The sequence below is a fragment of the uncultured Acetatifactor sp. genome (assembly GCF_948601915.1).
Lineage (GTDB): Bacteria > Bacillota > Clostridia > Lachnospirales > Lachnospiraceae > Acetatifactor.
This window is the reverse complement of sequence record NZ_CAPDXS010000001.1, coordinates 76,284-102,403: the sequence shown is the minus strand read 5'-3', so window position 1 is coordinate 102,403 and position 26,120 is coordinate 76,284. Positions and strand designations below refer to the sequence as shown.

20 protein-coding genes are annotated in these 26,120 nt (G+C 61.2%); 2 read left to right on the top strand and 18 right to left on the bottom strand.

The annotated features are described in order from the left end of the window. The 11 genes from Q2B33_RS00410 to Q2B33_RS00355 form a co-directional block, all read right to left on the bottom strand. On the bottom strand, positions 1-575 hold a 575-nt coding region (locus Q2B33_RS00410; protein WP_300913823.1), incomplete at its 3' end, for an aminotransferase class I/II-fold pyridoxal phosphate-dependent enzyme. Between the two features lie 60 nt (positions 576-635). Beyond that, positions 636-1,571, bottom strand: coding sequence for a glycosyltransferase family 2 protein (locus Q2B33_RS00405; RefSeq protein ID WP_300567495.1), 936 nt, complete (start codon positions 1,569-1,571; stop codon positions 636-638). 16 nt (positions 1,572-1,587) lie between these two features. Further along, a complete protein-coding gene (locus Q2B33_RS00400; RefSeq protein WP_300567498.1) occupies positions 1,588-3,168 on the bottom strand; it encodes a glucosyltransferase domain-containing protein in 1,581 nt (526 codons plus the stop codon). A 171-nt stretch (positions 3,169-3,339) separates the two neighbouring features. Then, entirely contained in the window at positions 3,340-4,209 is an 870-nt protein-coding gene (locus Q2B33_RS00395; protein ID WP_300567501.1) for an SGNH/GDSL hydrolase family protein, read from the bottom strand. Positions 4,210-4,436: 227 nt separating this feature from the next. Next, a complete protein-coding gene (gene pseG / locus Q2B33_RS00390; RefSeq protein WP_300568684.1) occupies positions 4,437-5,498 on the bottom strand; it encodes a UDP-2,4-diacetamido-2,4,6-trideoxy-beta-L-altropyranose hydrolase in 1,062 nt (353 codons plus the stop codon). Beyond that, positions 5,495-7,132, bottom strand: coding sequence for a pseudaminic acid synthase (gene pseI / locus Q2B33_RS24115; RefSeq protein WP_330684700.1), 1,638 nt, complete (start codon positions 7,130-7,132; stop codon positions 5,495-5,497). Before pseI ends, pseG begins: the two co-directional genes overlap by 4 nt. Positions 7,133-7,428: 296 nt before the next feature. After that, positions 7,429-8,121 carry a pseudaminic acid cytidylyltransferase gene (pseF, locus tag Q2B33_RS00375; protein ID WP_300568681.1) on the bottom strand — a complete coding sequence of 231 codons (693 nt, stop codon included), beginning with the start codon at positions 8,119-8,121 and terminating at the stop codon, positions 7,429-7,431. 49 nt (positions 8,122-8,170) lie between these two features. Further along, on the bottom strand, positions 8,171-9,211 hold the full coding sequence (locus tag Q2B33_RS00370; RefSeq protein ID WP_300568678.1) for a glycosyltransferase: 1,041 nt from the start codon (positions 9,209-9,211) through the stop codon (positions 8,171-8,173). Next, complete coding sequence (locus Q2B33_RS00365) at positions 9,202-10,977, bottom strand: ABC transporter ATP-binding protein (protein ID WP_300568675.1); 1,776 nt, start codon at positions 10,975-10,977, stop codon at positions 9,202-9,204. Before Q2B33_RS00365 ends, Q2B33_RS00370 begins: the two co-directional genes overlap by 10 nt. Positions 10,978-11,184: 207 nt before the next feature. Beyond that, positions 11,185-12,972 (bottom strand): glycosyltransferase family 39 protein, encoded by a 1,788-nt coding sequence (locus tag Q2B33_RS00360; protein WP_300568672.1) that lies wholly within the window; start codon positions 12,970-12,972, stop codon positions 11,185-11,187. A 266-nt stretch (positions 12,973-13,238) separates the two neighbouring features. Beyond that, the gene (locus Q2B33_RS00355; protein WP_300913822.1) at positions 13,239-14,435 is read right to left on the bottom strand and encodes a hypothetical protein; all 1,197 of its coding nucleotides are present in this window, start codon (positions 14,433-14,435) and stop codon (positions 13,239-13,241) included. A 141-nt stretch (positions 14,436-14,576) separates the two neighbouring features. On the opposite strand from Q2B33_RS00355, the gene Q2B33_RS00350 reads away from it, so the two are divergent. Beyond that, the gene (locus Q2B33_RS00350; RefSeq protein WP_300568666.1) at positions 14,577-16,424 is read left to right on the top strand and encodes a DUF6020 family protein; all 1,848 of its coding nucleotides are present in this window, start codon (positions 14,577-14,579) and stop codon (positions 16,422-16,424) included. A gap of 7 nt (positions 16,425-16,431) precedes the next feature. Beyond that, positions 16,432-17,478 (top strand): acyltransferase family protein, encoded by a 1,047-nt coding sequence (locus Q2B33_RS00345; RefSeq protein ID WP_300568663.1) that lies wholly within the window; start codon positions 16,432-16,434, stop codon positions 17,476-17,478. Between the two features lie 24 nt (positions 17,479-17,502). Here Q2B33_RS00345 and Q2B33_RS00340 read toward each other — a convergent pair whose 3' ends face one another. From Q2B33_RS00340 to Q2B33_RS00310, 7 genes are all read right to left on the bottom strand, one after another. Continuing rightward, positions 17,503-19,341 (bottom strand): hypothetical protein, encoded by a 1,839-nt coding sequence (locus Q2B33_RS00340; protein ID WP_300568660.1) that lies wholly within the window; start codon positions 19,339-19,341, stop codon positions 17,503-17,505. A 14-nt stretch (positions 19,342-19,355) separates the two neighbouring features. Beyond that, positions 19,356-20,288 (bottom strand): glycosyltransferase family 2 protein, encoded by a 933-nt coding sequence (locus Q2B33_RS00335; RefSeq protein WP_300568657.1) that lies wholly within the window; start codon positions 20,286-20,288, stop codon positions 19,356-19,358. A gap of 45 nt (positions 20,289-20,333) precedes the next feature. Beyond that, positions 20,334-22,034, bottom strand: a complete 1,701-nt coding sequence (locus Q2B33_RS00330) for a hypothetical protein (RefSeq protein ID WP_300568654.1) — start codon at positions 22,032-22,034, stop codon at positions 20,334-20,336. Positions 22,035-22,345: 311 nt separating this feature from the next. Further along, a complete protein-coding gene (locus Q2B33_RS00325; protein ID WP_300568651.1) occupies positions 22,346-22,894 on the bottom strand; it encodes a GNAT family N-acetyltransferase in 549 nt (182 codons plus the stop codon). A 125-nt stretch (positions 22,895-23,019) separates the two neighbouring features. After that, positions 23,020-24,123, bottom strand: a complete 1,104-nt coding sequence (locus tag Q2B33_RS00320) for a DegT/DnrJ/EryC1/StrS aminotransferase family protein (RefSeq protein ID WP_300568649.1) — start codon at positions 24,121-24,123, stop codon at positions 23,020-23,022. Positions 24,124-24,443: 320 nt separating this feature from the next. Continuing rightward, positions 24,444-25,166, bottom strand: coding sequence for a glycosyltransferase (locus Q2B33_RS00315; RefSeq protein ID WP_300568647.1), 723 nt, complete (start codon positions 25,164-25,166; stop codon positions 24,444-24,446). Next, positions 25,163-26,110 carry a glycosyltransferase gene (locus tag Q2B33_RS00310; RefSeq protein WP_300568645.1) on the bottom strand — a complete coding sequence of 316 codons (948 nt, stop codon included), beginning with the start codon at positions 26,108-26,110 and terminating at the stop codon, positions 25,163-25,165. The genes Q2B33_RS00315 and Q2B33_RS00310 overlap by 4 nt, the downstream gene beginning before the upstream one ends. Between the last annotated feature and the right edge of the window lie 10 nt (positions 26,111-26,120).

Here is a 26,120-nt window from a genome sequence, read left to right as displayed (position 1 = left end):
AGCGCGCCGCCCTCCCCCATGCTGTAGTTCTTGGTCTCATGGAAGCTGAAGCACCCGAAGTCGCCTATGGTGCCCAAAGCCTTCCCCTTGTAGGTGGCCATGATGCCCTGGGCCGCGTCCTCGACCACCGCCAGGCGGTGCCTGGCCGCGATATCCATAATCGTATCCATCTCACAGGCCACACCGGCATAGTGGACCGGCACGATGGCTTTGGTGCGCTCCGTCACCGCCTCCTCTATGAGCTTCTCGTCCATGTTCATGGTATCCGGCCTGATGTCCACGAACACAGGCACAGCCCCCCGCAGCACAAAGGCGTCCGCCGTGGAGACGAAGGTGTAGGCAGGCATGATGACCTCGTCGCCGGGCCCGATGTCGGGCAGCAGAAGGGCGGCAAGCTCCGTGGCATGGGTGCAGGAAGTGGTGAGCAGACATTTGGCCGTGCCCGTCTTCCTCTCGATCCATTCGCTGCATTTCTTCGTATACGGCCCGTCGCCGCAGATCTTCTGGTTCTTCACACATTCCTGGATATAGCCCATGGCCTTTTCGGCATAGGGCGGCACGTTAAAATTTATCATGATGATTCCCTCCATTCCGTTTTCCTGTCCTGTTTCCATCTATGTCAGGGCCTCATGGCCTCAGGTCCCTTCCCGCTGCCGCACATCCGTAATCCTGCGGATGATGTATTTGGGGCGGCCCTTCACTTCCTCATAGATTCTGGCGATATAATGGCCGATGACCCCCAGGCTCAGCATCAGGAAGCCGCCGATGACCAAAATCAGCAGGATCACCGTGGTAAAGCCCTCCACCGCGGTTCCCGAGAGGTACTTCACAAAGGTCTGGATGAACAGCACCACGCTGAACAGGATGGATATCATCCCCATCACCGTCACAAGCTGCAGGGGCAGGGTGCTGAAGGACGTGGCGTTGGTGACTGCATATTTCATCAGGCTTAAGGTAGACCATTTGCTCTCCCCGAACTGCCTCTCCTGCACCTGGTAGGAGACGTACTCCCTGCGGAACCCCGCCCAGAAGCTCAGCGCCCGGAAAAAGGTGTTCCGCTCCGGCAGCCCTAACAGCACGTCCACCACCTTCCTGTCCAGGAGCTTGAAGTCCGAGGAGGCGTTCATGTCCATCTTGATCAGTCTGCTCATGACCTTGTAGAACAGGCCCGCCGAGAGCTTATGGGCCAGGCTTTCCCTGCCTCTGCTCTCCTTGATGCCCTCCACCACCTCCGCGCCGCCGCGCCACAGCTTCCACATCTCCAGGACCACCTCCGGCGGATGCTGCAGGTCGCAGTCCATGACCACCACTGCGTCCCCCGCCGCCAGGGACAGCCCTGCGAAGATGGCCGCCTCCTTCCCGAAGTTCCGGGAGAACTCCGCCCCCCTGACCTTCGGGTTCTCCGCCGCCGCCTTCTGTATCTGGGCGAAGGTGGCGTCCCGGGAGCCGTCGCTGACGAATACAAGTTCGTAGTCAATAGCGTTTTCCGTAAGCATCCCTGTCAGTACCTTCACCGTGTTGGGAATATTCTGCTCCTCATTGTAGGCCGGCAGCACGATTGATAATAGCATCCTGTCCCTCCTGAAATCAACGGTTTACGTTCTCTGTCTTGATGTACATGACCCCATCTATGATGCGGATGGAATCCGGCCCCGGGAAGCTGTCCATGGCCATGTACTCCTCCGACATGTACATGTCCTCCATGGCCTCCTCGGGCAGCACGTTCAGCGTGGCCCCCAGATAATGCCTGATGAATAGCTGGTAGTTCTTTCCCGTGTACAGCAGGCTGTCGCCGCTCAGGCCGATCATGTTGGAGGTCACGGGCAGCGTGATGTCCGTCACCGGGAACTGCTCGTCCCCCACCACGCCGATCATGGCTATGGGGATGCCATGGTAGTACCCTTCCGTCTGCTCGATCCTGTCCAGCAGCCGCAGACAGTATGCATAGGTCTTCTCATAGCGCTTCTGCAGGTTGGAGTAGGCGATGTTGTCCGCCACGCCGTAGCAGAAGACCAAAGTGCCCGCCGCGGCCAGCCCCAGCCATTCCATCCAGGCGCCCCGCTCCGTCCTCCCCCCCTGTCCGCTTATCAGCGCCACCGCCCCGATGGCGTACAGCACCCACTGATACCGCATCAGCAGGTGGTAGTTCACGTCAGGGGAGACCACCAGAATGATGTTCGACGCCACAGGCAGCAGCAGGAGCGTCAATCCTATTATAGCGAAAAGCAGCGGATTCTTCCAGCACTTTCTCCTCCGGATCAAAAAAAACGCCGCCGCTGCCGCCAGCGCCCCCAGGACGCACCAGGCGGCCAGGGAGAAGGCATTGGTGAACAGCACGTTCCCCCTGAGGGAGAAGGTGAAGAAATCCCGGTATATCCCTCCCAGGGCCTCCGGGATCCCCCCGGACAGGAAGCCGCCGCCCAGGCCGTCGATGCCCTGGTAATGGTCCAGCTCCTTGCCCTGGATCCAAAGGAGGGCCTGCAGGATGGCATAATAGAGCCCGCCGCCCAACACCCCCATGTACAGATAGCGCAGCGAGGCCAGGAGCCTGTCCTTCAGGGGCAGCTTTTCGTCCAGGAGCGTCATCCACAGGGCAAAGATGGCCAGAATCATGGCGAAGGAGAGATACCCCTGATAAATCCCCATGCTGAAGGCCAGGCAGAAGGCCCCTGGCACGAAGCCCAGCCTACGCTTCCTCACCGCCAGCACCGAGAGCACGGAGAGCAGCAGCGCCAGCATATAACCGTCCAGGGTGTACACATAGGCAAAGGTGGATGCCAGCGCCGGGAAGGCCGCCAGCAGACCGCTGACCAGCGCCACGGCCCAGATCCTGCGCACCTCCAGGAGCTCGCACAGCGCCGCGGCAGCGCACCCCAGGAAAGCAAGTCCCAGGATGCCGATCAGCCACGGCACAGTATAATAGGAAGAAAAGCCGCAGGCCACCGACAGGAACCACCTGCCCGAAGTGATCATGTTCTGGTGGAAATACATGCTGTCCAGCCCGTCATGATTGGGAATGTCCGAAATCAGAGCGGGCATGTGGATCAAAAGCCCCAGCAGGAAGCAGGTGAGGAATGCCGTCTTCCACTCCCGCCTGATCCTGCGATATACTGTTTCGAATGCCTGTCCTGGAGTCATCCCGCTCCACCGCCCTTCCTTTTTGTCCATGTCCATGTCTCCCGTGCCCGCTCTGCCCCGTCCCCCGTCGCATGGATACCTGCGCAGACAGCCCTGGCTGCCCGTTTTATTACCGCTTTGCCGTCTTTCAGTGATACCCCCGCACAACTTTCTTCCTCCGCCTTGTCCCGGCGCGGACATCAGGCACTGATTCGCGGGAATTCACGCATCTGTGTACCAGGCTCCGTCCTCCGGCTCCAGCGCTTCCATGATCCGCTCCGCGATCTTTTCCCGCCCCGCCTCGTTGGGGTGAAGCCCGTCCATGGTGTACCGCTCCCAGTCCTCCCACTCCCCGTGGGGGAAGAAATCATGGTAGAGATCCACCGTCTCTATGCCCAGCTCCTCCCCCAGCTCCATCTGCGCCTCCACATACTCCTCCAGGAGCCCTCCCCCATTGTCCAGCTCCTCACAGGTCAGGCCCATATCCGGATACCAGGTATAGGTGGGCGTGATGAACAGGATCCGCACCTTTGGGTTGACCCTCCGCAGGTCCTCCACGGCGCAGCGCAGCGCCCCCAGAAAGGTGTACTCGTCCCGGGGATCCTCCGGGTTTTCGATGGGGATTCCGGCATGGTAGTCATTGACTCCCCTCTCGATCAGCACGAGCCCCACCCGCGCAAAGTCGATCTCCGCCAGCCCTGCCGCGATCTCCGGAAAGTGCTCCGTATTGCCCTCCCGAAGCCTGGCGGTCTGCTGTACCGAAAAATCCCCGGCCCGGACGGCCTTCGCCAGCCCCGCCAGGCACATGGAGCCCCTGGCGGAATCCAGCCGCCGCTCCGCCTCCAGCCTGGCGGCGCAGGTGCCGCCCATGGAGGCATTGTAGAAGGATATGCCCAGGCGCTCTGCCAGCCTGTCCGGGATTGGGGTCAAGCCCCCGATATCCGTGAACACGCTGTCCCCGAAGGAGACCATCGCCACCGGCCGCAGCCACCGCCCGGCGCGGCCGGGGAAGGTGGCGGCGAACACTGCCGCGAAGCACAATGCCGCCGCCACTCCGCAGTAAGCCATCTTTTTGTCTAGCCGTCTCTCCATCCGCCACTCCCGATCCGTCTGTCTGATATGATTTCCATGCGCGATCCTCTGTGGGGATTGCGCTCCTTCCTGCGACCGTTGTATGAATAAACTTCCCCGGTGCAAGCACTCAAACACCACAGGGGTGTTTGCCTCCTGCTTCGCAGGAGCGGGGTATTCGCCCCAACCTCGCTACGCTCGGTGCTAGTTTGCGCGATGCAAGCATCGGGGAATGTACCCTCAATGATTCAATCTGCAATCTGCCATGCGCTCTGCGATGCGGATTGCGCTCCTTCCTGCGACTTCTGTATGATCCGTCTCGCAATCCGCATAGCCCCACGGCCGTCCACCACAGCCCGGAGCCTCCTGCTGTACGTCCGCCGCAGCTCCCTGTCTCCGGCCAGCAGCGCAATGGCCTCCGCCGCCTCCGCCGCCATGGCCTCCCCCTGCAGGAGATAATTTCCCCCGAAGCCCACCAGCCCTCTCTCCACAAAGCCCTCCACGATGCGCTCCTGATTGTCCACGAAGGAGAAGCACACCATGGGCACCCCCAGGGCGCTGAGCTCATACATGGTGGAGCCCCCGGCGGTGACGGCGATGTCGCTGTCCCGCATGAGGCCGCACATGTCAGACACATTGCTGTATATCCGCAGGTTCCCGTGCCGCCTCTCCAGCGCCTTCAATTCCGCCAGATGCACATTGTAGGCTCCGCTGACCACATGATACTCCAGACAGGCTGTCCCGGGATGGGCCAGAGCCTTCTCAAGGAGCTGCCCCGCCAGATTGTATCTGTCGCCCCCTCCCGTGGTGATCAGCACCCTGGACGCCCTGTCCCGGGTCTCGCAGACATTCCCGGCGAACTCCGCCCGCAGGGGCGCGTACTCCGGCCCCAGAAGGAATTCCGCCGCCTTGCAGCCCTCGTACAGCCGGGCCTCGGCGAAGATATTGTAATCGATCAGCAGGTCTGCCGCAAGGTCCCGGCGGCCCATGTCGTCCAGATACCCCACGGGCAGGCGCTCCCGCACCCTGTCAAGATAGGCTGCCGTGACGAAGTAACTGTCCGCCAGGAAGAAACCGCCGCCTGCCAGCAGCTCCTCCAGCGCCTCAAGCTCCCCCTCCATGCGCCGGTAGTCCGTGTGCAGGACCCTGAACGCCTGCCCCCTGGCCTCAAGCAGCCCCGCCGCGTTTTCGTCCGCCGTCAGGAAGCATACCTGCTGCCCCTGCCTCTTCAGGGCATCCGCGATGGACAGGCAGCGCATCACATGGCCGCTCCCGATGGTTTCGTTGGCATCCGCCCGAATCCAGATCATTGCTCCAGCTCCCGGAACCGCCTCTTGAAATCCGCGATCCTCTCATACCAGGTAAAGGGCATCTGCTCCCGGATGGACGCGATCTCCCGCATCCTGTGTGTGCTGCCGCTCCCCTCCTGGGGCCGGGGCGCTATCCGGCCTTCCCGGATGTCCTCCCAGTTCTCCCGGAACAGCTCCTGGATCTCCGCCAGCAGCCTGTCGTAGGAGGAGGCGAAGGTCTCCTTCTCCTCGTCGAACACGATCTCCCTCTGGCAGAGGATGTCCCCGGTGTCCAGCCCCTTGTCCACCAGATGGATGGTGACGCCCTTGGGCGTGTCGTAGAGGAAGCTGAAAAAGTTGGGACCGGAGCCCCGGTTGTAGGGCAGCAGGGAGGTGTGGAGATTGATGACCCGGCCCGGCATCAGGTCCAGCACCTCCTCCGGAATCAGATGGCGGTAGTTGAAGCTGATGATGAACGAGGGCTTCATCTGCTCCACCGCCTCCGGGGTGAGCTTGTTCTCGATTCTGTACACCTTCCCTTCCTTTTCCGAAAGCCACCTGTACAAGTCCTCCGTATTCCCGTTGTTGGTGGCGAAGAGGATGGCCCCCTTCTCCAGGGCATCGAAGGTCAGGGGCGTGCCCCTCTCCAGGGCCCTGTCCGTCTTCATTCCGATTACGTCCGTGTAGTATTTCGGTTTCAGGCCATAGCCCGGGCGGATGATGCGGATATTGTCCCGGGTCAGCTCCTCCCCCGCCCCAATGTCCCTGACAGCGAAAATGGAGCGGCGGAACACCATGCTGCTCTCCTCCTGGGGGCTGACCCCGTAGGCAGCCTCCCCCATGGCCTCCTCCACCTGCCGGATGTCCTTTGCCATGGCGCTGTACTCCGCGGGCGTCATGGAGAAGGACGCGTCCGGGTTCTGAATCTCCCGGCCGAGGCAGAAATGCTTCTCGATGATCTTCGCCCCCAGGGCCACGGCGGTGACGGCGCTCATGGAGCCCATGGAATGGTCCGAGAGGCCCACGGGGAGGCCGAAGCGCTTCTTCATGTCCTGTATGGTGGACAGGTGCATCTCCTTCGGATCCGCCGGATAGGCGCTGGAGCAGCGCAGCAGCGCAAGCTGCCTGTTCCCCGTCTTCCTCACGGCCTCCACCGCCTCCCTGATCTCCTCCAGGGTGCCCATGCCCGTGGACATGATCAGAGGCTTCCCCCTGGAGGCCACGTATTCCACCAGAGGCAGGTCTATCATCTCAAAGGAGGCAATCTTGTAGAATTCCAGTCCCAGTCCCTCCAGGAAATCCACGGAAGTCCTGTCGAAGGGGGTGGAGAGGAAGTCGATGCCTGCCTTTTCGGCCTTCTCCTTCAGCTCGGGCTGCCATTCCCAGGGCATGTATCCCTTTCCGTAGAGCTGATAGAGGTTCTCGCCCTGCCATGTGCCGTTGCCCACCTGAAAATAGCGGTTGCTGCAGTCGATGGTCAGGGTGTCCGGCGTGTAGGTCTGCACCTTGATGCAGTCTGCGCCGCTGTCCTTGGCGGCATGGACGATCTCCTTCGCCCGCTCCAGGCTGCCCGCGTGGTTGGCGGACATCTCCGCAATGAGATACACCGGACATCCTTCTCCGATATAGCGGTTCCCCACCTTGATTCTGTCCATCTTCTCCCTCCATTTTTATTCCAGTTCCGTTTCTGCACTTCAGTGCCCATCCCAAGGGAGAATCATCATCTGCAAAGTACGCATCTGATAATTCTCCCGGGCACTTCCGTTCCGAAACTGTTTTTTATTCCAGTTCCGTTTCTGCACTTCAGTGCCCATCTCAGGGGAGAATCATCATCTGCTAAGTGCGCAGCTGATAATTCTCCCGGGCACTTCCGTTCCGAAACTGTTTTTCTATTCCAGTCTCGGTTCTTTTATTCCGGTTCCTTTTCTATACTCCAGTGCCCCCTCCATACTCACTCCCCGCCCTGCCGCATGCGGTACTTCAGCTCCGCGAGCCGCCAGTCCTCCTCGGTGTCGATGTCCTGGACTTCCAGCTCGGATATGACATAGGGGAGGGTGTGCTCCATCACAAGGCAGCCCTGCCGCCCAAAGCTTTCCGCGTTCAGGCAGTAGAACTGCCCCACATCGTGGTAGACGGGCTCCAGGTCCTGGGATCTGCACAGGTACAGCTCCGGCGTGTTCATCCGGATCTCCCCGTCCCTGATCACCAGCCCCCGCTGGGGCGGAAAGCTGAATCGCACCACCGGCGCCACCGCGTCCGCGCCGGACTCCTCCAGCAGCCCCATGGCCTGCCGCAGGGTCTCCGGCCGCAGGAAGGGGGCCGTGGGATAGATGCCGCACAGGAAGCCGAAGGTCTGCCCGCGCTTCCCATACTCCTCCAGCACCTCCGCCAGCACCTGGGCGGTAGTGGCGTAGTCGCCGGACATCCTGTCGCTCCGCATGAAAGGCACCTCTGCGCCCCAGCTCCTGGCGATCTCCCCGATCTCCTCATCGTCCGTGGACACCATCACCCTGTCGAACACCCCCGATTCCAGCGCCGCCTGGATGGAGTAGGCCAGGATGGGCCTGCCGCAGAACTCCCTGATATTTTTCCTGGGGATGCGCTTGCTGCCTCCCCTTGCCGTAATGATCGCTATCTTTTCCATCAGTCAATATCCTTTCCGGCCCTCCGCTGCCCTCAGGCCCGCTTTCCTCTCACGGCCTGAAGCCGCGCCGGAAGACGCCCCTTGCCCTGCGCGCCAGCAGCTTCAGTCTGTAGTACCAGTAGAAGCCTATGTCGCAGCGGCGCTGCATGTCCATGAGCCTGCGCTCCTCCTCCCCGATCCGCTCCCTGTAGTACCGATTCTCCCGAAACGCCGGGCAATGCTCCTCCACGCCCCTGCGCAGCTCCTTTACGAAGGAAAGCCTCGGATGCTTTACGCCCTGCAGATAAGAAAACAGTGTAATCACGTAATAGAGCTCCGTATAGCGGAACTCGATCTCCTGGCGGTATCGCTCCAGGAAGCCCCGCCTGCCGCACTCTTCCAGGAAGGCCTCCTCCGCCCGCATCCTGTCCCGGCAGCGCTCCTCCGTGATGCGGTGCACCGTGGAGGCATCGTGCTGGTAATAATAATACAGCGGCGCGTCCACCCGCTCGAACCGGGTAAAGTACAGAGACCACAGAGGCCCCGCGCAGTTGTCCTCGTAAAAGATGCCCTCCGGGAAGCCAAGCCCGTTCTCCTCTATGACGCTGCGGCGATAGATTTTCACTACCATGCTGCCCGGGCGCAGCAGGAGCTTTCTGTGCTTTTCCTCGTCCAGCAGGCCTGTCTGATCCTCCGTGTTGTTCTTCACCACTGTCCCGATGTCAAAGCCCCGCTCGGACACCAGGCTGTAGTCACAGCCCACCACATCCGCCCCGGTCTCCCGGGCCCGGGCCAGCAATCGCTCATAATAGTCGGGCGTCACCCAGTCGTCGCTGTCGATAAAGCCCACCCATTCTCCGGAAGCGGCCCGCAGCCCCTCGTTCTTCGCGCCGCCCTGGCGGCGGTTCACCGGATAGGTGATGACCCGCACCCTGTCCGGATGCGCCGCCTCGTAGACCCGCAGGATCTCCAGGGAGCCGTCCGTGGAGGCATCGTCCACCGCGATGATCTCGTAATCCACAATCGTCTGGTTCAGCAGGGAGTCCATGCAGAAATTCAGTTTTCCCTCCCCGGCCATGTTGTAGACCGGTACGATCACGCTCAACTGCATGTGTGCCCCTCCTCCGCCCGGGGGGCCTGCCGCTCCGGGACTACTTTCCCGTCTTCCACCCGGTAGACCACATCGCATTTCCCGATGGTCTGCAGCCTGTGGGCGATGATGACCAAAGTCTTCCTGCCCTGGAGCCTGTTGATGGCGGCCATGATGGCGGCCTCCGTGTCATTGTCCAATGCGGAGGTGGCCTCGTCCAGAATCAACACCTCCGGATCGTAGTACAGCGCCCTGGCGATGCCGATCCGCTGCCTCTGGCCCCCGGAGAGCCGGATGCCCCGCTCGCCGATGCCCGTGTCCAGCCCCTCCGGCAGGGAGCGGACGAACTCGTCCAGCTGGGCCTCCCTGAGCACCTCCCAGACCCGGGCTTCGTCTATGGCTTCATCGTGCACCCCGAAAGCCACGTTCCTGCGGATGGTATCGTCCAGCATGAAGATCATCTGGGGGATATAGCCGATATTTTTCAGGAAGCCCCGGTACTGCGTCTTTACGTCCACGCCGTCCGCGTACACGCCCCCGCCCTTCGTCTCCAGCAGCCCCAGCAGCACGTCCACGATGGTGCTCTTCCCCGCCCCGGAGGTGCCCACAATCCCCACCGCGGAGCCCACCTTGACGGTCAGGTCCGCATGGTTGAAAATCAGTTTCTCCGTATTCGGATAAGCGTATGTGATGTCACGCAGCTCAATGGAGTCCTTCAGGGGGAGCTTGTCCTGATCAGCGGCCGCGAAGGACATGTCCACCTTGTCGTCGTCGATTTCTTCCTGCAGATTGTCGCTGACTCCCATGAAAAAGGGCTCGAAATAGGCGATGGAGTTGATCTGGTTATTGATGCGGTTCACCGCGGGCAGCAGCACGAAAGCCGCGGCAGCCAGGGTGGAGAGCACCTCCAGCATGTTCTCCGTGGAGGCCCCCGTGACGGTCAGCACGATCATATAGCCCATCATCACGCCGATGCACACAGTCTCGATCAGGAGCTTGGGCACGTTGTTGTACAGGCTGTAGCGCTGTACGGCATCCACATAGCCCTTGCCGCATCTGCGGTACTCGTCCACGAAATACTGCTCCTTGCAGGTGATCTTCACCTCTTTGATGCCCTGGACGGTCTGGGAGATCCATTTGAAGAGGCTGCTGTAGTAATTCTGGTTGTCCTCCCCCGCCTTATGCATGATGGGCTTGAGCACCTTCTTGACCGCCGCCATCAGCAGCACCAGGGAAACGGCCAGCAGCACGGTCATGACGCCGTTGGTCATCAGGCAGTACCCCACCACGAACAGGGACACCACCCCGTCCGACATCAACTGCAGCAGCGCCAGGATCAATGCGTACATATTGTTCACGTCCGAAGTGATGCTCCGCTGTACTACAGCCGTATCTGCATCCAGGTAGAATTCATAGCCCCTGCGCAGATAGTTGCACAGCATGCGCTGGGAGGTGCGGAACTGATTGGTATAGACAAAGGCGAACGTGAGCTTCTGCTGTACGAAGAGGAATCCGTTCTTCACCGCGAACACCGCCACCAGCAGCGCCATCACCGTGACGGAGAAGGTCTGGAAGTCCTCGCAGCCCAGGAACCGGTAGAAGCTCCTGACGATGCCGTTCTTTTCCACGGCCGCCGGGTCGATGATCACACTCACCGCCTGCACCAGCAGCCCGATTCCGGCAGTCTGCAGGAACGCCCCGATCACCATCAGGGCCATGAGCCCCGCCATGGCGTACTTTTGTTTTCTGTCCAACAGGACATTCAGCTTCCTTATAATCTGTGCCATGGGCCACCCTTTCCCATCCGAATCTTCTGTGTCAACAGTTTACTGCAAGTCCCGGGCAGAATTCGCTCCGCTCGTCAAATGGCCGAATAACCAGCCGATCGAGCAAGCCCGGCGTCTGGTTCTCCGCCCATTTGACCCTGCCCTTTGCGTACATTGTACCATGTTTTCCCGATTAAGGAACGTTTATCATAAAGTCTTCAAAAAAATTTAAGAAAATGCACAGAGGTACACCGTATCCCCGTGGACGCTCTCCTCCCCGGGCAGCAGGACCTCCATCACCCTCAGGCCGTACCGCTCCAGCGCCTCCAGGGCCCCTGCCTCCTCCACCTCGGGCTTCCTCAGCACCACGATCCCTGGCCCTTCCGTCAGCCCCTCCATGTCCTGCCTGTCCTCCAGCTCCGGAAGCGTAAGGAGCAGGGTCCTGGCATACCGGGTGAACTCCGGCAGATTGTCGTAATAGCCTACGCCGTCGTAGAGGCAGACGCAGGGAAGCTCCCCATACCGCTCCGCCACCTCCATCTGCCTCCCATAGCCCCGGTACAGGTACTCCCCGTCATACCCCGCCATGTTCGCCAGCCCCAGGAGCAGCGCCAGGACCGGCAGCAACGCTTTCCCCAGGGGCTGTCTGCCGTCAGGCACAGCCGCGGCGGCAAGCCTGGCCCCTGACACCGCAAGCAGCAGAGATGAGAAAGCGAACAACGGCATCACATAGCGGTCCACCAGATAGGGGGACATCCTTGCCGCCAGGAGGAAATAGCAGCCGCAGGGCGCCAGGAGCAGCAGCCTGAACTCCCGGCGGGCATTCCCGGCAGGGGCGGAATTGACCCGTCCAGTCAACTCCTTCCACCCTTTCCGCCGTGCAAAGACCATCCCCGCCAGGCAGGCCGCTGCCAGAATCACCGCCCCCAATGCCACGCTCCCGAAGCTCCCCTTCACCAGCAGACCGCCGAAAGCCCCAAGCCTCTCCCCATATCCCGAAAAGCCCTGTCCCAGGTTCTGAAGGGCCTCGGTCCCTCTCCCGCTGGACAGCACGTCCTGTATGGCGAAGGGAAATGCCCCCACGCCGATCACCGCCGCCAGGACCATGCTGCGGATATACCGCTTCAGCTCCCCGTACCTTCTGCGCCGGGCCAGGAGCGCCGCTGTCACCGCCGCCAGCGCCAGACAGAAGAACAGGAAGAAATACTGGGTCAAAAATCCCAGCGCCGTCACCGCTATCAGCGTCCTGTTCTTCCCCCCGAAGCCCTTTTCCAGCCATTTCTTCATATGCACATAGAACAGCGCCACACAGAAAAAAGTCAGGAGCCCGTACATGCGGATCAGCAGGGCCGTGGCGATTCCCCCGGTGGACAGCCCGTAGAGCAGGGCGGCGCAGATCCCCACAGCCCTTCCGTATCCCCGGGGCAGGAGCCCGTGCCGCTCCAGCAGCGCCCCCAGCCCGAAGAAACACAAGCAGCAGCCCAATATGGCCAGTATGTTGATGGCACAGCCCTGGAACGGCCCCACGGTGTCGCGGAACAGGGAGGACATGGTGTGGAGAAGCATGAAATGCAGCGGGGGATGGTTATCGTCCTTGACATTGAAATAGACAGAAAGGTACGAAAATGCGTCTTCCTCTCCCACGGTGATATAGTCGCGGAACTGCTCCGCGCCGATCCACACCGGCTCCGGGTATACGTCCGCCCGGTACTGCAGGAGCCTACTGGCCCCCCGGTTCTCCACCACGTCCCGGACCGTGTCCGCCAGGTTCCCCACAGTCTCCCCGAAGGACTCCCCCCGGATCTCCTCCTGCACGAATTTCGCCAGCCTCCCCACGGGCTGGGTGGGCACGATCCAGGGATTGAACTGGGCGTTGGACAGTTGGAAGGAGAGGAGCTCGTCCATGTGATACCCCTCCTTTTCCGCCGCGAAGCAGCACAGCGCCAGCGCCACGCAGATAAGCGCCGCCCCCTGGGCCCCGAACCTGCGCAGCCACTGCGCCAATCTCCCTTTCATCCCGTTCTCCCGCCTGTCTTCCACTTTATCCCCGGCCTCCAAATCCATTTGCAGTCATCGACATTTATTGACATTCATCGACATTTGTTCCCGTTTATCCTTTGCGCGCCAGTACCCCAGCGCATGAATCCTTGCGCAATCAGAACTGGCTGTCCAAGCCCAGTGCTGCCTTGTGGTCAGTCAACGACGCCCTGTGCCCGACTCATCCGCCTTGTCCCGGCGCGGCCATCAGGCACTGCTCGCTCGGGAATCCATGCTCTTGTGCGCTAGTTTGCCATAAAATACGTCTCCCCCGCCAGGAGCCTGGCGAAGAAATACACGCCGCAGAACGCCTGGTAGGCGAACACCGCACCGCACGCCCCTGCGGCAAGCTTATAGAAAAGCCCCTGCCCCCGCTTCCTCCAGAGGAACAGCCATTTGTCAAGGCTCATGACGAATATCAGGAAGATGGCGATGCAGTACCCCCAGAGGAAGTTCCCGTCCCTGGAGCGGCTCCCGGTCTCCACCAGGCAAAGCGCCTCCAGGAAGCCCAGGCCCGTCATGCCCCACACGAAGAGGTAGAGCCTGTCCCGAAGAAGCTCCCCCAGGGAGAAGAGGAGCACCGCCAGCGGGAAAGCGATGGAGCAGAGCACTGCCAGCTTGGTCCTGTTGGCGTGGAGGGAAAATGTGTACCAGGGCGAAAAGGCGATGCCGTGGCCCGTCTCCTCCCCGAACAGCACCATATTCTGCCACAGGACCACTCCGCAGGCCGGCAGCACCGTGCTCCCCAGCAGGAACACCTGACGGAACCGCACCCCCCTGAACAGGTCCGCCAGCAGCTTCACCGCCAGCACCGGCGCGAACACCGTCAGAAAGCTGGGCTTGATCCCCGTGCAGACAAAAAGCAGCGCCGCCATAGCCGTCCACTGCCCCGCCGTCACCCGCTGCCGGTAGCCCGCCTCCACCCTGACATAACAGAGCATCACCGCCAGGGCCGCCAGCTTCATGCACTGGTAGGTGGAATTGTGCCAGATATTGCCGGACTGATAGCTCACATAGCGGTACTGCCCCGCATAGGGCCAGAAAAAGGGCATCACCAGATTCAGCCCCAGGGCGCAGGACAATGTCAGCCCGTCCGTCCCCTTCCGGCGAAGCAGCCACCGCAGCAGCCTTTCCGTCAGCAGGATGCACAGCACGGTCACTGCCGCCAGGAACAGGGCGATCAGCCAGGTGCCCCCTCCGGCCATCCAGTGGAGGAGCTGGTAGATGTACGCCGTGAAGCTGTAATACCAGCCGTCGTCCACGATCATGCTGATGTGATAGGGGAGATCCGACTGGAAATACCTGTTGTCATAGTCCAGGGGCTGTACGGACTGCATGTAGAACAGGTACAGGCACATTGCCCCATAGGCCCCGGTGACCGCCCAAAGGAGCCGGACGGCCCATTTTTTTCTGTTATCCTCTCTCGTTTCCATATTCCTCATCCATTCCTTTTATGTGTCATTCTAGCGAACCATTCCCCTCTTTGTCAAGCGAATTAGGCAATTCCGGCTTGTCTTTCTGACAGGGTTGATATAAAATAGGGAAGTAGCTTATCCAAAAAACATGCCACAGGGGGACCACCCATGAAAGAAAAAGCATCCGACCTTACGAAAGCCCTCTGCCTGAGGATACTCGCCAAAAGCTTCCTGACCGCCTATGCTCTGTGCACCGCGTTCCACGCCCCTCTGGCGCCCGGACAGTACGAGACCTTCATCGATTACGCAATCGCATCCATATATGAGATACTGGGGGAGTATGACCTGAGATTCTTCCTCCTGCTGCTGCTGGCCGCCGTCTTCTATCGCTTCGCCCACAGGCGGCTGGAAGGAACGGAACAGGACGGGCGCTCCAGCGCGCTCCTGGCGGGCTTTTTCGCCCTCTGCCTCCTGTTCGGGCAGAGTTATCATCTGGCAGCCGACAGCTCCTACATCCTGGGCAGCCCGGTGAACCTCCTGAAATCGGCCCTGAGCTTCGGGGGGTATGCCGGTCTGTTCCGGGCCCTGATCGGGCTGGTCTGGCAGGCCATGGATTCCCATGGCTTCACGGGAGGCGGGGAGCACTTCTTCTCCCGGCACGCCTTCTCCAGGTCATTTCTCATCCTGGCAGGCGCCTACCTCCCTTTCCTGCTCCTGGCCTTCCCCGGCAACCTGTGCTGGGACGCGATCGGCCAGATCGAACAGGTCATGGGCAGCGCGGGCTACAGCACCCACCATCCGCTGTTCCACACCCTGATCATGGGAGGGCTGGTGAAAGCGGGACAGACGCTGTTCCATTCCCCGGAGATCGGCCTGTTCGTCTATATGCTGCTGCAGGACGCCATGCTGGCGGCGGCGCTGGCGGCTACAATCGGGGTCCTCTCCCGCCGCGGGGCATCCTTTCCCCTCCTGCTTACACTGCAGGCGCTGTACTGCGTCACGCCGGTGTATTCCAACATGGCCTCCACCGCCGTGAAGGACGTGCCCTTCGCGGCCTGCATGGTCCTCTACTGCCTGTGGCTGGCCCTGCTCCTGGAGGAGCCCCGGCGCATCCATAGCCGCAGATTCGTTATTTCGTTCTTTTTGATACAGGTAAGCGTCATACTGCTGCGCAACAACGGGCTGTACGTGGTGGTGCTGTCCGGAATCGCAGGCTTTCTCTTCCTGTTCCGGAAATACGGGCTGCGGGAAAGGCTCCGGTTCCTGCTCGCAGGCTTCGGGGCCAGCATCCTCACCGCCCGGGTGATCCTGGCGCTGCTGGCCTTTGCCTGCCACGCGTCTCCCGGCAGCATAGGGGAGATGATGTCCCTGCCCTTCCAGCAGACCGCCCGATACCTGCTGCTCTATCAGCAGGAAATCACGCCGGAGGAGCGGGCTGCCATCGAGGCCGTGCTGGGGGATGTGGGCACCGTGGCGGACAAGTACGATCCCGCCAGCGCGGATCCCGTGAAGGCCCTGTTCCACCGCGACGCTTCCACAGGAGAGGTTTTTTCCTACATGAAGGCATGGCTGCGCGGGTTCTTCCGGCATCCCGGCCCCTACATCGAGGCCTTTTTCGCCCATATCTACGGATGGTTCACCCCCGGGGTCTCAAATTCCATCCGCTATGAGGCAGACACCTATGAGACCGTCCGGCAGGGAGGGCTGTTCCCCAATGCGGAGAAGCTGTTGATCTTCTATTACCGGTTCGCCGCACGGACACCCCTGGGGCTTCTGGAGAACGTGGGAGCCAGCGTATGGGCCCTGTTCCTCCTGGCCTTTTACCAGAGAAGGCGCGGGCTGAGCGCTGCCCTCTGTGCCGGGGCGCCCCTTTGGGTGAGCCTCCTGATCTGCATGGCCTCGCCCTGCTTCCTGGGCCACCCCCGGTATGCCTTTCCCATCCTGTTCACCGTCCCGTTCCTGTACGGCTTTACACTGACGCTTGCGCCCGCTGACCGGAAAGCGGCGCGGAAATGAGGGAATCATGCAGAACCAATTCACCAGGACCCACTCCAATATGGCAAAGGGGCTGGCCATCCTCCTGTTGCTGGCCTACCATCTATTTGAAAACGAAGAACTGATTACCTCCATGGAGGTAAACTATACGCCCTTCTCCCTGGAGGGCTTCCTGTGCTTCTCCGGCTTCGGGAATATCTGCGTCTCCATGTTCGTGTTCCTCACGGCCTTCGGCATCGCAAGGGGCCTGGAGGGACAGTGGTCCCCGGAGGGCCTGTGCTGGAAGAGCGCTTACGGCCAGGCCGCCAGGCGGTTCCTGCGGCTGATGCTGAATTTCGCCATCCTGTATGCCAGCGTGAGCCTGCTGTGGTGGTACAAGTTCGATTACCAGTCCCTCTACGGAGCGGGCAAGCAGGGCGTCCTGCCGCTGCTGACGGACGCCCTGGGGCTGTCCATGTTCTTCGGCACCCCTACCCTGAACGACACCTGGTGGTATATGGAGATCGCCTATCTCCTGATCTTCCTCGTCCCGCTGCTGGCAGGGCTGGCGGAGAAGGTCGGCTGGCCGATCCTGCCGCTGGCCTTCCTCCTGCCCTCCGCCGTCACCCTCCACCCGGATCTGGCGAGGTATTTCTTCGTGGCGGTCTTCGGCGTCTGCGCCGCCCGGGGGCGCTGGCCCGACAGGCTGCTGGGCTTAAAGCTCCACCCTGTGCTGAAATGGCTGGCCGCGGCGGCGGGCTTCGTCCTCTGCGTCCTGATCCGGCAGAATTACATGGTGCATGAATACTACATCCATCTGATAGACGCACCCGTCTCCCTGTTCCTGGTGATGGCGGCCGCCGGTGTGGCGGGCCGCGTGCCTGTGCTGGGAAAGGCGCTGGCCTTTGTGGGGAAGCACTCCATGAACATCTATCTGGTGCACACCTTCTTCTACAAAATCCTCTGGAGGCCCTATATCTACAGGTTCCGGTACGCGGGGATCACCTTCCTGCTATTGCTGGCGGTATGCCTTGTGTATTCCGTGGCGCTGGAGACCGTGAAGAAGGCCGCCAGGCTGGAGGGGCTGCTGCCTTAGCTCCCGCTTGGAGGGCCACATCCCTCAGTAAATCTCATACAGCGCCATCTCCCCGTCCGTGTATAGCTGCCTGTACCCGTTCTCCTCGCAGAGCCGCTCTATCTCCCCGCCCACAGGGCCGCACAGGTAGCGGCTCCGCAGGGATCCCACATGCTCCAGCACATACTCCCTGGTACAGCAGTTGATGCCGAAGCCCTCCGGCAGCATGTACAGCAACTGCCAGGCAGTGTACACCGGAACGTCCTCTATCACGTCGTTCTGCACCCATATGACTACATTTCTGTAATTCGGCACATCCTCCCTGTCCAGCACCAGGCTTTCATCGAACACCCTCTCCCATTCCTCCAGAGAGGCCCGCCTTTCCTCCTGCATGTATGCCACCTGGTAGTCGTAGGGGTCCGCCGCTCTGTAGATGTACAGATAGGCGAATGCCGCCCCCAGGCAGGCCGCCACACAGGCCGTCCTGCGCCAGGCCCCCTTTTCCGCCAGGGGAATCAGGAAGATCAGCGCCGCCATGAAGGTCAGCAGATGCCTGCTGCCCTCTATGGTCTTGTACATCAAAAGCAGCGCGGGCAGCATGGTCAGGAAGCAGAATGCCAGATGAGCCCTGGCCACCGCCCATCCCGCCGCAGCCCCCTGGGGGGAATCTCCCACGCCGGGATGCCTGTCGAGCCTCCCGCCGGAACTTCTGTCGAAATCCTCGCCGGAACTCCTGTCGAGGCCCTTGCCGGTACTCCTGTCCAAATCCACGCCGGGATGCCTGTCGAAATCCCCGCCGGAACTCCTGTCGAGGCCCTTGCCGGAGCACCTGTCGAGACCCTTGCCGGTACTCCTGTCCAAATCCTCGCCAAAACTCCTGTCCAGGCCCCCGCCGGAACGCCTGTAGGCCGCCCAGTCCCCGGCGCACTGCACCGCCAGGGCGAAAAGGCAGAGCAGGTATCCCGCGTACACGGCCCCCGTGGTATTCACCGTCCGCAGCCCCTGTTTTGCGTAAGCCATGTATTCGCTGCCCTTTGTCAGGAGCTTCTCAAAGGTGAACCGCAGGCCCCCCAAAACGCCCTGCCGGAAAAAGGCCTGGATCCAGTCCGTGTAGAACAGCGGCGTGATGTATTCCGCCCCCAGATAATGGTTGATTGCTCCATACAGGCCCAGGGTCGCGCCCAGAATCGCCGCGGAACCCAGACCCCGCAGCCATCTCCCCCGGCGGCTCCCCCAAATCCAGAGCCAGCACGGCAGCAGCAGGAACAGAATCAGATAAGGACGCATCAGGGTCATGGTACAGGACATGGCGAATAGGACGACAAGCTTGTAGTTCTTCCTGCGCCTCAGATAGTTCACCGCCGCCCCATAGAACAGAATCACCATGGCGAAGCAGATTGCCTCCGGCATGCCGGAAAGCATATACCGGGCGAAGTTATTGTACAGGCCGAACAGCAAAGCCACCATTCCGAGCTGCCTCCAGGAGGGCCTCACCAGCCACACATACAGGAAGCACGCAAGGCTCAGCAGGAAAATATTGCAGAGAACGGGCGATGCCAGGTTCCAGCCGAACAGCAGCCCCCAGATCACCCAGGGGAACACCAGCACAGGGCTCCATGCCGCGAAGGAGAGCTTCAGCGCATGGCTCTCGTTAAAGCCGAAATATCCCTGTGGATACCCGTGGCTCAGGATGCCCTCCACCTGCTTGTAGTAGAACAGCTCGTCGTTCCACTGGGAGGAGGGCAGGTACACCTCCCAGATCCAGCGCCCCTGCGCCGCGCAGTAGGCCACGCAGCAAAGCAACGGCACCAGGGCCAGCAGCAGCGCCTTGAGCAATGTGGCGCGTCTGTCTTCCTTTTTCCACCAGTCCAGAAACCTCTCCATACAGCCGCCCTCCATCACTCGTCCATGTTGATTCTTTCCCGGATGACATACTGGGGCGAATTGTTCAGGCTGATATAGACCCGCCCCACGTACTCCCCGATCAGCCCCAGCATCAGCATGATCATGCCTCCGAAGAACACGATGGCGGACATCAGGGAGCTGAAGCCCATGGGCACGGCAGGGTTGACCAGCCGCTTGAGGATCGTGTAGAAGCCGTAGAGGAAGCCCGCGGCCGCGCTGACCGCTCCCACGGCTGTGGCGATCCGCAGAGGCTTCACCGAGAAGGCCGTAAAGCCGTTGAACCACAGCGAGAAGAGCTTCTTGAAGGTGTACCCGGAGGCCCCCTCCTCCCGCTCCCTGTGGTCCACGGGCACATTGGCGATGTTCCTGGTGGCCCGCAGCACCAGCCCGATGATATAGGGGTAGGAGTTCTCATAGCGGACCATGTCCTCCACTACGAAGCGCTTGGCCGCGAAATAGCTGGAGATGTACAGATCCGCGGGCTTTCCCAGCATGGAGCGGGTCATCCGCTCGTTGACCTTGCTGCCCAGGTTCCGGAAGGCGGAGTGCTGCTTGTGGTCATATCTGGCATACACGGCGTCATACCCCTCCTCCAGCTTGTCTATGAGCCTGTCCACCTGATCGGCCGGAGTCTGCCCGTCGTCGTCCAGGCATACCACATAATCCCCGTCCGAGTGGCGCAGCCCCGCCATCAGCGCCGCGTGCTGGCCGAAGTTCCTGGCGAAGTCCATGCCCCGGATATTGTCGTGGGAGGCGCACAGGGACCGGATGGTCTCCAGCGTGCCGTCGGGGGAGCAGTCGTTCACCAGGAAGATATCGTACCTGTACTGCTCCATGGTCTTCATTTTTTCATCGATTTCCGCTATCACATGGGGGAGCGTGTGCTCCGAGCGATAGCAGGGTATCACAAAGCTGATCTTCTTCATCTGTCCTGTCCACTCCTTCTATTTACGCCGGCCTGTCCTTCCGGCTCAATATCTCCGATATAGCACTGCGTGCTCGTTTCCGGTGATCTCTTCGTATTCCATCAGGCGGCACGCCTCCTCCACAGGCCCTCCCGGCACCACGCACAGATACCTGCTGCGCAGCGATCGGAAGTTTTCCGTAACGTACTCCGCCGTACAGCAGTTGATGCCGAAGCCCGGCGGCAGGGCGTACAGGTACTGCCAACCCGTGTACCTGGGGCCCTCCGGCAGTTCGTCCGACAGCACCCATATGACAGTATTGTCATAACTGGGCCCGGCATCCCCGGCCAGGGCCAGCTCCCTCTCCACATCCGCCCCGAAGCCCTCCAGGCCCAGGGCCACCGCCTCCTGGTAGAAGGTCGGCTGGTAGGCTTCAAAGGCTGCCCCGTGGTAGGAAAAGACAAAGGCGAACGCCACGCCGGTGAGGATGGCCTTCTTCCAGTACACTGTCCGCATCCTGGCAATCGGGAAGATGCCCGCCGCCAGGAAGGTCAAAAGGTGCTTGCAGCCGTCATGGAAATTGCTCATCAGCAGCAATGTGGCGAACAGCATCGCCAGGAAGGAAAAGGCCAGATGCCCCTCCAGGGCCAGTTGCCCGCCCAGCTCCCGGCGCCTCTCCCCCCCAGCCTCAAGCCTGCGCAGAGCCACAACATCCTTCACGCTCTGCCAAAAGAGTATCAGGAGCATCACCACATAGCAGCAGAAAATCCCCCCGGCGGGAAGCCCGCTGACCATCCCCTGCTTCATATAGCTTACGAATTCCCGCCCGGAATAATACAGGGAACCAAACAGGTTCTTCAGTCCGCCGCCCAATCCTTTTTGGAAAAAGGCCGTGAGCCAGTCCATCCGGTAGAGAGGCCTGAAATACGCCGCCGCCAGGAAATGGCCGATCCAGGCGTAGGCCCCCAGCACCGCCGCGAAGACCGCCGCCGTGCCCAGGACGGCTCCCCACCGGATCCGGCCCTCCCCCGGCTTCCCGCCGCGGCCCGATGCCCGGCCTTTTTCCCCTGTCCCACCAGAGTCCGCCATCCCCCGGCTCCCCCCCGCGGCGTCCCGGAAGATCCAGAAATACGCCGGAAGCAGCAGGAACAGCAGGAAATAGGGCCGCATCAGGGTAAGCAGCCCCGCCAGCGCGAACATGACGGCCAGAAGCCCGCCCCTGCGCCGCCTAAGCCACCCCGCCGCGGCCCCATAGAACACGATTGCCAGGCTCATGCAGCCGATTTCCGGCATGCCGCAGAGCATGTACCAGGAGAAGGGCATGTACAGGAAGAACAGTAGGCTGATGATGCCCGTCTGCTTCCAGTCCGGCTTCGCCAGCATCCCGTAGAGCAGCATGGCCCCGGCCAGCAGGAACAGATTGCACAGCACCGGCGACAGCAGGTTCCAGCCGAACAAAAGCCCCCACAGCACCCAGGGCAGCATCAGCGCAGGGCTCCAGGCGGCAAAGGACAGCTTCAGGGCATGGCTTTCGTTGAAGCCGAAATACCCCCTGGGATAGCCGTACTCCAGGATAGCCTCCACCTGCTTATAGTAGATCAGCTCGTCATTGCGCTCCGAGGACGGCAGATAGACCTGGCCTATGCCCTGTCCCCTGGCGGCGCAGCAGACCAGGCAGGCGATGACAGGCAGACAGGCCAGGACCGCTGCCCGCAGACATGTCCCCCGCTCCCGTCTCCACCATGTTTTCCATCGATTCTCCCTCATCCTGCCCTTCGCGCCTCCTGTTTCCCTCCGCAGCCTTATTTACAGTATCCACGCCTTCCCCACCTGCCATCCGCTCGGCTGGCCCAAATGCCTCCCCATTGGAGCTCGGGCATCCCAGCAGATTCGGCCTCTCACGTCCGGCCTTCCCCCACCGGACATCCGTCCCGCCGCCCCAAATGCTCCCCCATTGGAGCCCCGGGCATCTCAGCGGATTCTGGCCCTCACGTCCGGCCTTCCCCCACCGGACATCCGCCCCGCCGCCCCAAATGTCTCCCTCATTGGAGCCCGGGCATCTCAGCAGATTCTGGCCCTCACGTCCGGCCTTCCCCCACCGGATCCAGCGCCGCCATCCAGATGATGTCCCGGTACTCCCCGTCGATGCGCACATCGTCCCTCAGGCAGGCCTCCTTCACGAATCCGGCCTTCTCATAGCTGCGGATGGCCTGCCCGTTCCCGGACAGCGCCCGCAGATAGATCCGGTGCAGCCTCTCCTCCTCGAAGCAGTAGCGCAGCATCAGCTTCGCCGCAGCCGTCCCCACGCCTCTCCCCCGGGCCTCCTCCTCGCCGATGAAGATGCCGTACTCCGCCTTGTTGTGCTGCCTGTCGATGTCCCGGATGTAGACGCTGCCCAGAGGCCTGTCCGTGGCAAGGTCGCAGATGACAGTCTGTACCACCTTTCCCGTCTCCACCATGTTCCGGATCCAGCTCTCATGCCCCTGCCTGGTGAAGGGCTCCTGATAGATGAAGTTCCTGCGCACCGCCTCCCGGTTGCGCCATTCCACGATCAGATCCGTATCCTCTCCTGTCATCAGGCGCAGATAGATACCCGCGTCCCTGTCAGTATATTTCTCTCTCTCCAATTCGCACCTCTCCCTTCTGCCAAGCCGTGTCCGGCGGCTTATTCTGACATGCCTGTCACATAGTGCCCCAATGCATGAATCCTTGAGCAATCAGCACCCGCTGTCCTATCCGCCTCCCGCCGGCCTCAGCGGAAGCCATTGCACAGCTCTATCACCCTGGCAATCTCATCCTCCCGCATCTCAGGGAACAGCGGCAGGGTCACGCAGCGCTCCGCCAGCCGCTCCGCGTTGGGGCAGTCGCCCCTCCCATACCCCAGATGGGCATAGGCCTTCTGCAGGTGGCAGGGCACGGGATAATGTCTGTGGCACTCCACGCCCTGATCCGCCATATATCGGATGAACCTGTCCCGCTCCTCCATCTGGACTACAAACAGATGATAAACCGGTTCCGTGCAGACGGGATGGACCTGCATCTGGATCAGGGGATTGGTGATCTCCCTCTCATAGCGCCTCCCGATCTCCTGCCGCCTGGCCGTCCACCCGGGGAGGTATTTCAGGCTCACGGACAGCACCGCGCCCTGCAGCCCCTCCAGGCGGTAATTATAGCCGATCTCATCGTGATAGTAGGCCACGTCGCAGCCCTGGTTCTTCAGCCTGGTCATATGCCTGTGATAAGACTCCTCCCGGCAGGTGACGCTGCCGCCCTCCCCGAAGGCGTAGAGATTCTTGCCCGGGTAGAAGCTGAAACAGGCGATATCGCCCAGAGCGCCCACGTTCCTGCCCTGAAACTTCGCGCCGTGGGCCTGGGCGCAGTCCTCCGCCACAAAGAGCCCGTGCCTGTCCGCCACCTCCCTGGCCCCCGCGTAGTCGAAGGGCTGTCCGTACAGATGGACCCCCAGTATGCCCCGGGTCCTGGGGGTGATGCGCTCCTCCAGCCGGGAGACGTCCAGCTCCCAGGTATCCGCCGTGCAGTCCGCGAACACGGGCACGGCCCCGGTATAGCTCACCCCCCACGCCGTGGCGATGTAGGTGTTGGCTGGCACGATGACCTCGTCCCCCGGCCCCACCCCCAGCGCCAGCATGGCCAGGTGCAGCGCCGAGGTGCCGTTGTTCACGCCGCAGGCGTAAGGGACCCCCACATAGGCCGCGAACTCCCGGTCAAAGGCATCCGCGTATTTCCCGCCGGAGAAGGCAGTGTCCCGGCAGACATTCTCTATGGCCTCCTGATATTCCTGCCTGTGGGCGTCGTAGTCCCTGGTCAGGTCGATTCGTCTGATTTGTGCGCTCATATGACATCCCCTTATTATACTGCTTAACGATTTCGCTTGCCGTGAAACCAGGCTGCATACGCTGATTGGCTCAATCCCATGATTACATTACATTAGGCAGTATGCTGCGTTATGCAGCATAAGCTGCGCATCTGCCAGGCCGCCGTCATCTCCCCATAGCTTTTCCCGTTATCCCTGCGCCCGTAAAATCCATGGGCCCTGTCCCGGCATTCCCGGCAGATGCGGCTCAGATATTTTTCCGAATATATACTGACAATCACTAAAACTTGCCAAGCGACCAGACTCACGAGCGAAAGATTCCGGGGACATCGCGGCAAATTTCATCGCTCGTGAGTATAAAATTCCCGGAACAGCCTGGCAATCTGCACCAGGTAATCCACGATCGTCCGGAAAATCTTAACTGTTGTATTGTAGTCCTCCTGCCACTCCACGGGATAATCCAGGATCTCCACCCCCCGCTTCTCCGCCCGGAGCAGAAATTCAATCATGTAGAACCACCCGTTGTCCAGGCTGCAGCCCTCTATCAAAGACAGGGCCGTCTCCCGCCGCAGGAAGGTGAAGCCGCAGATGGCGTCCGTGGACTTCATCCCCAGGAACAGCTTCAGCAGGATCAACAGCCCCTGGGAGGTGATCCTGCGATACCACTTCCGCCCCCTGGTGCAGGACTCCCTGGCGAAGCGGCTGCCGTTTATATAGGCAAGCTCCGGCCTCTCCTGAAACAATCGGACAGCCTCCCCCAGGTGGCGGATGTCCGTGGACAGGTCGATGTCCATATAGCCCACCACCTCCCCACGGGAGAGCTCCACGCCCCTGCGGAAGGCAGCGCCCACCCCACGGACCGGAATCCTTTCGTACCGCACCCTGGCATACCTGTCGCAGAGCCCGGCGGCGATCTGAGGCGTCTCGTCCTCGGAGCCATTGTCCACGATGATGATCTCATAGTCCTCGAACCCCACGGACGCCAGATGCTCCACTGTCCGCACCACGCCGCTCTCCAGCCGCAGCCTCTCATTCAACACGGGAAATATGATCGTCCACTTCATGATGTCAGCTTCTCCACCCCTTCTATCACATACCGCTGCCGCTTAAAGCCCATATTCAGGAGCACCGACAGGTACTTCAGTATCAATGTCAGCATCACCGACATCATGAAGAAGCCGAAGGACATCAGCGACATGATGGACAGCCAGCCCTCCACAGGGCGGTTCCTGCTGAAGACGGAATAGACCAGGTAGCCGAACATGATCAGCAGCGCCCCCAGCAGCACCACGCTCACGGCCAGGGAGATCTTCTCCAGCACATTGGTGAAGATGATGATCGTGTCCGTGGCCAGGGCCCTGCGGTTCCCCCATTCCTCTCTGTTCTTATGTTTTTTCGCCAACTCCTTGTTGTCATAGTGTATAGTGTCCGTCTTCAGCCCGCAGTTCATGTACATGGCCTTCCGGTAGGGGATGTAGGCGTTCATCTGGTTCACCCGGTTCACCGCCCGCCTGGATACCAGCCGGAAGCGCTCCTGCTCCAGCTTCTCCCGGAACCGGTTCCCCCAGTTGTACACCATGTAGAAAAGCCTGGAGCTCAGCGGGATCCCGTACTTCGGCGCAGCCGCCACCACGTCCACGCCCTCCAGCGCCCTGCGGTACACCTCCATCACCAGCCCGGGCTCGAAATCCGCCTCGCAGCCGTCGAACTCGAACAGGAAATCCCCCACCGCCAGGTCCCTCCCGGCATTCATGGCGCTCTCCATGCCCTGATAGTAGCTTAAGTGGATCAGGCTCACCACGGGCTTCTCGGCCAGCTCCTCCAGGAACCCCCGCACCTGCTCCACGGTGTCGTCCACACAGCCGTCGTCCACGCAGACGATCTCATATTTTTCAAAATTCTCCCGCATCACGCCGCAGACCAGTCCCAGGAACTCCCTAATCCGCTCCCCCTCGTCGTGCAGATATATCACGCAGGACACAAAATTCTTTTCCTTACTCTGTAGCATCTTCCCGGCA